The sequence below is a fragment of the Paractinoplanes hotanensis genome, from assembly GCF_023717965.1.
Lineage (GTDB): Bacteria > Actinomycetota > Actinomycetes > Mycobacteriales > Micromonosporaceae > Actinoplanes > Actinoplanes polyasparticus.
In genome coordinates, this window is record NZ_JAMQOL010000101.1 from 1 (window position 1) to 10108 (window position 10108).

Here is a 10108-nt window from a genome sequence, read left to right on the forward strand (position 1 = left end):
GCGTACTCCGACACATCCAACGTTATATCGTCCGGATCATCCACACCTGCCCGACCTGCGACACCGTCTTCCCCGAGCACTACCCACGCGACGGCTAACAAATCATGACGAAGCACTACTAGCCATGCCCGAACCTGGCGCAGCCACCGCGGAGTCGGCCGACCGGTCATCCGCCGTCCGGTTGTTCGTGGAACGGGCAACCGCCGTCAACCCCGGCTTCGCGCTGACCGACCGGAACGCCACGGGGGTCGCCGCGATCTGCCGGGAACTCGACGGCCTGCCCCTGGCCATCGAGCTGGCCGCCGCCCGCGCCAACGCCTTCACCATCGCTGAACTCGCGGTCCGGCTCGGCGACCGCTTCCATCTGCTCCGGGGCAGTCGCACAGCCGAGCTGCGGCACCGCACCCTGCACGCTGTCATGGACTGGAGCTACCGGCTCCTGGACGACGGCGAACGCCGCCTGTTCGCCCGGCTGAGCGTCTTCGCCGGCCGGTTCGAGCTCAGCTGGGCGGAGAAACTGGCGGCCGACCTCCACCAGCCAGCCACGACCGCGGCCATCGTCGCCGCGCTGGTCGACAAGTCCCTCCTGAGCCACGAATCCGGACGCTACCGGATGCTGGAGACGCTGCGGGCGTACGGGATGGAACAGCTGGCCGAGCACGGCGACCTTGAGCACGCCCGGGACCGGCACGCCGCGCTGGTGATGGCGATCGCCGACGATCCGCGCCAGCAGTTCGAAGTCGACGGCACGGCTGCGCAGCTGGTGGGCGCCACGATCGAACAGTTCCGCACGGCGATGGATTGGTCCGCCGACCGAGGCGACGCGCAGACCGCGCAGCGGATCGCCGCGACCCTGACCCTGCACCGGCGCGAGCCCGGCCAGCCCGCAGTGGGCCGCCGGCAGTTGCAGTTGACGTTGCACGGCGGCGGGGACGTCTCCCCGGCCGTGCGCGCCCAGGCGCTGAGCGGGTTGACCCTGCTGGCGGCGCATCAGGGTGATCTCGCCGCGGCCACCGCCGCAGGCGAGGAGGCCGCCGCCCTGTTCCGGGAAGCGGGCGAAATGGACCGCTACGCGATAGTGCTGCGCCGGCTCGCCTTCGCGGAGATCTTCTGCGGCAGCCTGAACCAGGCCGACGCCCTGCTCGTCCGTGCCCAGCAGGCCACCGCAAGCCCGAAGCTGGGTGTACGGGCAGCGGTACTCGCCGAACGTGCGCTGACAACTCTCCTGCTCGCCGACTGGGACCAGGCCGCCCGGCTGAGCGACGAGGTACACCAGATCCTGCGCGAAGCCGACGATCCTGACCTGCTCACCTACACGACACTGATCCGCGCCGAGGCGACCCGCAACCTCTCCGGTCCGGCCGCGGGCTCGGGATGGCTGTGTGTCGCGCTGCGCCGCATCGACGGTACGGGATGGCTGTGGAACACCGCTCTGGGGCTGCAGGTGGCGTCACGGTTCTTCGATGACCTCGGCCGCCCGCAGCAGGAGGTCGTCGTGCTGTCCGCCGTCCACGAACTACTTCAACGGCCCGGTGGCGCGTTGTTGCGCTGGGCCGAGGGGGTCAACCGTAAACGGTTCGCGTGGCTTCGGGAATCCCTGGGTGCCGAACGGTTCGAGGCGCTCGTGTGGGAGGGACGGACCCGCCCCGTCATCGACCTGCTCGACGAGGTGTACCGGCTGCTTTCCAGGTATGGCAAGGGTGCGCCGTGACATACGGGTCTTGGTGTCGCCGCCCGCGTGGGATGCGGGCGGCGGCACGCTAAACGCTCCCCGGCGACACTCGTGGAGAGCGAAAGAGAGTCGGCTCTGCCGAAGGTGCGGGAACCGGCGCCGAAACCGGCGGCCACAGCTGAAGTCGCGCTCGTGGATTTGGTTGGGGCGCGTTCAGCACGCGGACGGCAGAGTTCTGGGTGTCGAGGTCAAACTGGCCGACCGCGTCGAGGACAACGACGTCAAACACCTGCTCTGGCTACGAGAGCGAATCGGCGAAAACCTGATCGACGCCGTCGTCGTCTATGCCGGTGAACGTGCCTATCGCCGCCGCGACGGCGTTGCAGTCGTCCCGTTGGCGCTACTCGGCCCGTGATGCGGACGGCGAGCACGGCACCCGCGGCCCGGGGCTGCCCGTAGCGCGTGGTGGGCGAGCGTCAAATGACAAGCACAGGTCGGCTGATGATCGAGCTGTACGATTGCGCTCGTGCACGGGGCGCCTTACCGTTTCGCCGGATTCGAGCTTCACACCCTTCTCTTCGAGCTGCGGCGCGTCGGTAAGCGGATACCGCTTGAGCCCCGGGCGTTCAACGTCCTCCTCCACCTGATCACGAACCGTCATCGGGTGGTGCCCAAAGAGGAACTTCTCGACGTGGTGTGGGGTGATCGCTTCGTCAGCGAGGCCGCGGTCACCACGGCGCTGCGTTCGGTCCGGGTGGCGATCGGTGACACCGGCAAGGAACGGCGCCTGATCCGGACCGTACACCGCCGGGGCTATCAGTTCGTCGGCACGGTCGAGCAGTCGGCGGGTGGGCTGGTGGCGGAGCGGGACTTCCCCTTGCCGGAACGGCTGGCGATGTCGACGGGGCTGGGGTTCGCCGGCAGGGAGCATGAACGCACGGTGCTCAAACACCTCTGGAAGCAGATGGTCGCATCGCAGCAGCGTCGGTTCGCACTGGTCAGCGGGGAAGCGGGGATCGGCAAGACGGCATTGTGCTCGGTGTTCGCGGCCTCGGCGCACCGGGATGCCGTGGTGGTGTACGGGCGCTGCGACGAGGAACTGTCCGTCCCGTATCAGCCTTGGCGCGAGGTGCTGACGAGCCTCGACCGCCACTTGCCCGACGTCGTCGCCGGCCATCACGTGGCGATCGCGCCGCTGATGGGTGTCGCCGGCGCGGCAGACCTGGACTCGGACTCGGCGCGCTTCGCGCTCTACAGCTCGGTCGTCGATGTCCTCGACGCCGTTGCGGCACGGGGAAAACCCGCGCTCGTGGTGCTCGACGATCTGCATTGGGCGGACGTGCAGACGCTCGCCCTGCTGCGCCATCTCGTCGAGCGGGCGGTGGCCACGCCGGTACTGGTGATCGCGACGTTCCGGGACTCCGACATCGACGCGTCACATCCGTTGACCGGATTTCTGTCCGTGACCCATCGGGAGTCGGGCACCACCCGGTTGGCGCTGGACGGACTCGACGACAGCGAGTTGCTCAGCCTCCTGGAAGGGGTCGCGGGTCACGCGATGGACCGCGATGGACTTGTCTTGCGGGACCTGCTGCGGGCCGAGACGGAGGGCAACCCGTTCTTCGTCACCGAGATCCTGCGCCATCTCGGCGAGACCGGGGCCATCAGTCAACGCGCCGACGGTCGCTGGGCGGCCCCGACTCGTCTGGGGAGCCGCGGGCTGCCGGTCAGCGTGCATGAAGTCGTCAACAGCCGCATCCAGCGCCTTGGACCCGGAACCCGCAAGGCCCTCGATACGGCTTCGGTCGTCGGCCGCGACTTCGAGCTCGACCTGCTCGCCGAGTTGCTCGGTGAAGACCCCGTCCAAACGTCCGGGCGCCTCGAGCCCGCCGTGGCCAACGCGCTCGTCATCGACGCCGGTGGGCGGTTCGCGTTCACGCATGCCATCGTCGCCCACGCCCTGTACGCGGAGCTGAGCCCGACGGTGCGCGCGTTTGGCCACCAGGCCGTCGCCGTTGCGCTGGAGCGACGATGCGGTGACGATGTGGGCGAACGCGCCGGCGAGATCGCCCACCACTGGATCCACGCCATCACCCCGCACAACCGCGGAAAGGCCGCGCAGTACGCCCGGTCGGCGGGCGACTATGCGCTGTCCCACCTGGCGCCCGACGAAGCCGTCACCTGGTACGGCCAGGCCCTCGACTTCCTTCCCGACGGCGACCCGGCGCAGCGCTGCGAAATTCTGGTCGGCCTCGGGACTGCCCAACGCCAGGCCGGCGACCCGGCACATCGCGAAACGCTCCTCAGCGCCGGTCGGCTCGCCATCGCGCTGCACCACGACGACCTGCTCGTCCGTGCGGCGCTGGCCAACAACCGCGGCGACGTCAGCAGGTTCGGGTCAATCGACCACGAGCGGGTCGAGATCCTGCGCCGGGCGATAGTGGTGCGACCCGGCGGACCCGACGGTGCTCTCCTGCACTCGATTCTCGCCATCGAGCTGCACGGCGCGCCTGACGAACAGGTCGAACCAGTGGCCGTACGGGCAATGGCGCTCGCCCGTGCGGCCGGCGAGACCCGCATCATCGCGGAGGTGGTGAGCCTGGCCCAGAGCGCACTGCGCACCCCCGACGTCCTCCGTCAGCGGGCGCAGTTGCTGCCCGAAGGTCTCGCCGCCGCGGAATCCACCGGCGACACGCGGCTACGCGGCGTGCTCGCGATGTCCCAGCACGAGATCGAACTCCAACTCGGCGATCGCGACGCCATGGATCGGGAGAGACTGATCTTGGCATCCTTCGCCAGGGACAGCCCGGAACCGTTCGTCCGCTGGACCACCTCCCAAACCCAGTCGATGCACCTGTTCCTGGATGGCGACCTGGAAGGGGCCGAGTCCGTCGCCCAGGCCGGCTTCGAACTCGGTGTCGCCACCGGACAACCGGAGGCGTTCTTCGGCTACGCCGGCCAGATCTTTCAGATCCGCCGAGCCCAGGACCGCCTCGCCGAGACGGCCGAAGCCCTCGAGCAGGTCCTTCAGGAGAACCCGGAGCTGCAGGTTTTCCGCGCCGGCCTCGCCTGCGTGTGGTGCGAACTCGGCCGGGAAGCGGAGGCCCGGGCGCTCGCCGACGCTATCGACGTCTCAGCCGGCGGCGCACCCCAGTTCTGGTCGACGGCCCTGATGTTGTGGGCCGAGGTCTGCCACACGCTTGCCCTGCCCGAGCCCGCCTCCCGGATCTTGCCGGTTCTCAGCCGATGGCAGGAGCAGATCGCCAGCACCGGCGCCACCACCGAGGGCTCCATCGTCTACGGACTGGGCCGCACGCTCGCAACCCTCGGCCGTACGCAGGAGGCGGCCGCCGCCTACGAGCTCGCCCTCACCGTCAACCATCGTCTGCGGGCGCCTCTGTTCGTCGCCCGCACCCATCTCGCCTACGCTCAGGCACTCTCCGGAGCCGAGCCCGGCCGAGCACGCGCCATGGCGGCCGAAGCACAGAGGACCGCGGAGCAGTTCGGCTTCGCAATGGTCCAACGGCACGTCACCCAGCTCCTCGAACAACTCCCCTGACGCCGGATCCCCCAAATCAGGTCGAGGAGCGAAGCAGTCCGCCGCCGACACGCGTGGCGTATCCAACCGGGGAACGTTCTCCTTGCCGCCTGGATTCGCACATTCCGCCACGACGGTGATCGTTCAAGAACTGGCGCAGTAGGGTCCGTGCGAGGAGTGAACGGCTTGGGATGCCCAGCGCATCGCTTCCATGACGGCACGGGTGAGGTTGTCGGCCTCATAGGCTGCGGCGGCCTGCCCAACGTCACCGCGCTGGTAGGCGCCGACGACCCTCAGCATCTGGCCGAGCGGGCCGGCGCCTCGCTCCAGCGCGCCTTCGATGTCTGCCGTGAGCGGCAGCCGGTGTGCCATCGATGCGGCGCTCACACCGAGCAGCTCAGCGACGGCAGTGATCAGGCCGGCCATGAAGCCCGCATCCGGGTGTGCGCCGAACTTCGGGGCCAGAATCTGGCACAACCGGGCCCGGGTCAGCGCCTCGATCAGCTGGGACTCTGCCGCCTCCGTGATGTCCTCGACCACCATCAGGACGGCCCACCGGCGGATCTGCGTAACGCCCAGCAAAACGACGGCCTGACGTACCGATGAGACCCTGCTGGTCGACCCGGCTGCGACAGAGTTGCTGGCCCGCAACACCCGGATCGTCAGCGCCGGATCACCCACGACGGCCGAGATGATGCGATCGAGGTCAGGTTCGGCGGCGCACAAGGCGGAGAGCAACTCGAGGCGGCGAAGTTTGGAGGGGGCGATGCTCGATGCGGTGAGGACCTGAGGGCGGCTGAGTACGTAACCCTGGCGTAGTTCGAAGCCGTAGGAGTTGCACAGCGCGAGGTGTTCGCCGGTCTCCAGGCCTTCGGCGACGATCTGGATGCCCGGATACGCGCGGCACGCGGCCACGACCTCATCCAGGTGAGACCGGTCCAAGTCCAACAAGTCCAGCTTCACGTACGAGGCGAAGGACAGTAGCCGCTCGTGTCCGGAGCCCCAGACGAAGTCGTCGAGGGCGATGGAGTAGCCCTGTTCCACCAGGGCGGCTACCCCGGCGATGACGTCGTCGCAGACGTCCACGGTTTCCAGGACCTCGAGGACAACGTTGTCGGGACCGAACGGCAGGGCCAAGTCGCCGACGAGAAAGTCGCGCGTGAGGTTGATGAAGCAGAGGCGATCGCCCACGACCTCCTCGATGCCGAACTCGGTAAAGGTGTTGACGATCACCTCGCTGGTTGCATACGCGTCGCGGCGAGTGGCCGTGACCGCGTTCGTGCTGCCGCGGAACAGCAGCTCGTAAGCCACCACGTCCCCCGTGCTGTCAAAGATCGGTTGCCGGCCGACGTGCGCCAAGCGGGTGCCCGCTTGGCTCTGAGGCGACAGGATGTCCACGTCTCGGTGATCGGCCGATCACTGCCTCGCGTGAGATTTCCGGCTTGAACGATTCAGTACCGCACGGCGGCCAGGACAGATCGAGGAAGGGTCCGGACCGATCTCGTCTCGGCCTCACCTACGTGAGGCCGAGACGGCTCCCGCCGTCGCGACGCCGGGTCCGGGCGACTCGATCACGCAAACTCATGGCCGAAAGGTTCACCCGCCAGACACACCCGTAGCCCAGCCGGAGCTGGGCCGCACTGTGTCCAGCACGGCCGCGTACCGTCGACGACGGTGCGGGCGTCCCGGAGGCCCGCGAAGCCCAGTGCCCGAAATGACCAGAATTATGTTCATATTGAGCATACGGTCGTGGGATGAGCAGGGTTCTACCAGCGGTGGGTCGGGGGCATCGTCGTTCGGCCGCCACGGTGCTGATGGTTGGCTTGTTCGTTGTGGTCATCGTCACAGCCGCAGCGGTGATCATAGCGGTTGACGCCAAATCTTCAGAGGTACAGAGCAGGCGCCGGATGCAGGCGGTGGCAACGCTCACGCAGGCCTTTGTGGCCGAGCAGACCGCCGGGCTCGAAAGTCTGGTGAGTGCCTACGCGGACCGATTGACGGCATCCGGTGCGCTGGAGCCGATGCCCCTCGGTCGAACCGAAAACGTCGCAGCGATTTTGAACCGTCTGCGGGAGGCTCGGCCGGACATCAGCGTGACAGCCCTCACGGACGCTGACGGGGTGCTGTTGGACGTCCGGCCGAACGGTCCGGCGCTGGCGGGGACCAACTTCGCCTACCGGGACTGGTATCGGGGGGCCGTGCGGACCGGGCAACCGTATGTGTCAGAGGTTTACCAGGCCGCATCGGCGGACCAGCCGTTCGTGATCGCGGCGAGCGTGGTGGTGAGAGGCCGGGGGACGAGCGGTCGTCCAGGCCCTGTGCTCGGGGTGCTCGCGGCGACGTATTCGTTGTCGTCGTTTCAGCGTTTCGTCGACAGTTACGCCGACGACACCGGGATCCGCCTGGCGATCGTGGACCAGCGTGGGGTGCTTGTCGCGGCGGCAGGTGGTCAGCCCGCGGGCGTGGGCGGGCTGGAGGCTCGGCGCGACGCCGGAAGTCGGGCCTTGGACTCCAGCGGTGCCGTCTCGGCGTTCGTCACCGACCCGGGGAGCGGATGGCGTGTCGGCAGCGCCATCCCGCTGGACGCCGCACGGTCATCAAATGCGGGCTTTCGGTGGGTGGTCCTTACCGCCGCCGGCTTGGTCGTGCTGCTGGTTGTCGCGGCGGCGTTCGTGGAGGCGCGGCTGCGCCGTGACCGGCGCCGCAGCGACGAGGATGTCGCACAGTTCTTCGGGGTGTCGTTGGATCTGCTCTGTATCGCCGGAACCGACGGCTACTTCAAGAGGATCAACCCGGCCTGGAAGGAGGTTCTCGGGTACGAAGAAGAGGATCTGCTCGGCGAGCCCTTCCTGCGTTTTGTGCATCCTGACGATATCGACGCGACGTTGGCGGAGATGGCCAACCTGGCGGCGGGGGCCACCTCTCTGGGTTTCGAGAATCGGTACCGGTGCAAGAACGGCACGTATCGCTGGCTCTTGTGGCAGACGGCTCCGTTGGCCGAGCGTCGGCTGCTGTATGCCGTCGCCCGGGACATCACCGAGCGCAAGACAACCGAGCAGATGCTGGCGCAGGTGGCGGCGATCGTCGACTCGTCGGTCGATGCGATCATCGGCGCCGACCTCGACGGTGTCATCACCAGTTGGAACCATGGCGCCGAGCGGATCTTCGGGTATTCCCCGGAGCAGATCATCGGGCAGTCCATCCGGCGGCTTTCCCCGGCTGACCACGAGGAGCAGGACGAGAGGCTGGCGCGCGCGGCGCGCGGGGAGTCGAGCCCGCCGTACGAAGCGGTTCGTATTCGGCAGGACGGGCGGCCCATCGACGTCGCATTGACCAAGTCGCCGGTCCGCGCCAAGGACGGCTCCGTGGTCGGTATCGCCCTGATCGCACGGGACATCACCGACGCGAAACGGTTCGCCGATGCACTGGGGGCGATCGTCGAGTCGACCACGGACGCGTTCATCAGCATCGACACCGACGGGAACGTCACGGAGTGGAACCACCGTGCGGAGACGATGTTCGGCTGGCAGCGTGGCGAGGTCCTGGGCAGGGACCTGACCGAATTCGTGGTCCCCGAACGGTCGAGGACGGCTCACCGCACGGGAGTAGCGCGGGCGTTCACCGGCGGCGGTTCGGGTATTCTGGATAGGACCCGGGAAATCATCGCCGTCAGCCGCGACGGCGTGGAGTTTCCCGTGGAGATCACCGTCTGGCCGGTGTCGACCAGCACGGGTGACCAGTTCAGCGCCTTCTTGCGTGATGTGAGCCAGCGCCTGCGCTTCGAACGCGAATTGGCCGACGCTCGCGACGCCGCGTTGGAGGCGTCGCGGCTGAAGTCCGAGTTCCTGGCCACGATGAGCCACGAGATCCGGACTCCGATGAACGGCGTGATCGGACTGACCGGCCTCCTGCTCCGTGGCGAACTCAACGACACGGCACGCCACTACGCCGAGCGGATCCGCGTCGCCGGCAGAGCTCTGCTCACGGTGATCAACGACATCCTCGACTTCTCCAAAATCGAAGCCGGAGCTCTGGTTCTCGATGACGCTCCCGTGAATCTGAACATGGTGGTGGAGGAGGTGCTGGAGCTGGTCGCCGAATCGGCACACGCCAAAGGATTGGAAGTGATCGGTCACTGCGATGCCGGCCTACCGGACATGGTGCGCGGCGACCCGGTGCGGATCCGGCAGATCCTGCTGAACTTCGCGGTCAACGCGGTGAAATTCACCGAGCATGGCGAGATCTTCATCCACGTCAGCCGCGGTTATGCGGCCGGGTCGACGGATCCGGAACAGATCGTGGACGTCCGGTTGGAGGTGATCGACACCGGGATCGGAATTCCCGCCGAGCAACATGCGCGACTGTTCGACGCGTTCGCCCAGGCCGACTCCTCGACGACCCGCCGCTTCGGCGGGACGGGCCTCGGCCTGGCGATCTGTCACCGGCTGGTGCAGACGATGGGGGGTCAGATCGGGGTCGACAGCCAGGTCGGCGCAGGCAGCACCTTCTGGTGCCACCTACCGTTGCGCCACGAGCGGACCACCACCCCATTGGCATTCCGGAACTCGATCTCCCTGAAAGGGGTACGTCTGCTGGTGGTCGACGACAACACGACCAGCCGGTCGGTGCTCACCCAGCAGACCCGCGACTGGGGAATGCTGGTCACCGCAGTCGCGTCGGGCGACGACGCCATCGACACGCTACTGAGCGCCTGCTCGCACGAGGCGCCGTTCGACATATTGATCGTCGACCAGCACATGCCCGATGCCGACGGACTGCAACTGTCCGCCAGGATCATCAGCCACCCGGGTATCCAGCCATTGAGCTGATCTCAGCAAGATCCGGTTAGGTATTTGTATTCGAAATGGGTGAGGTGCAGCGCGGCGGTGACGATGTCG

General features: G+C 67.6%; 5 protein-coding genes and 1 pseudogene. 5 read left to right on the plus strand and 1 reads right to left on the minus strand.

Annotated features, from left to right (window positions below):
* The first annotated feature begins 124 nt into the window (after positions 1 to 124).
* From LXN57_RS47310 to LXN57_RS47320, 4 genes and pseudogenes are all read left to right on the plus strand, one after another.
* Entirely contained in the window at positions 125 to 1711 is a 1587-nt protein-coding gene (locus tag LXN57_RS47310; RefSeq protein ID WP_251804891.1) for an ATP-binding protein, read from the plus strand.
* A gap of 163 nt (positions 1712 to 1874) precedes the next feature.
* Positions 1875 to 2087, plus strand: a complete 213-nt coding sequence (locus tag LXN57_RS47315) for a DUF4143 domain-containing protein (RefSeq protein WP_251804892.1) — start codon at positions 1875 to 1877, stop codon at positions 2085 to 2087.
* 111 nt (positions 2088 to 2198) lie between these two features.
* Positions 2199 to 2483, plus strand: a pseudogene (locus tag LXN57_RS48530) (winged helix-turn-helix domain-containing protein); the annotation flags it as partial.
* A gap of 45 nt (positions 2484 to 2528) precedes the next feature.
* Positions 2529 to 5231 carry an ATP-binding protein gene (locus LXN57_RS47320; RefSeq protein WP_251804893.1) on the plus strand — a complete coding sequence of 901 codons (2703 nt, stop codon included), beginning with the start codon at positions 2529 to 2531 and terminating at the stop codon, positions 5229 to 5231.
* A gap of 123 nt (positions 5232 to 5354) precedes the next feature.
* Here LXN57_RS47320 and LXN57_RS47325 read toward each other — a convergent pair whose 3' ends face one another.
* Entirely contained in the window at positions 5355 to 6608 is a 1254-nt protein-coding gene (locus tag LXN57_RS47325) for an EAL and HDOD domain-containing protein (RefSeq protein WP_251804894.1), read from the minus strand.
* A gap of 356 nt (positions 6609 to 6964) precedes the next feature.
* Between LXN57_RS47325 and LXN57_RS47330 the strand changes: the two genes are divergently transcribed.
* Positions 6965 to 10039, plus strand: a complete 3075-nt coding sequence (locus LXN57_RS47330; protein WP_251804895.1) for a PAS domain S-box protein — start codon at positions 6965 to 6967, stop codon at positions 10037 to 10039.
* Positions 10040 to 10108 lie beyond the last annotated feature (69 nt).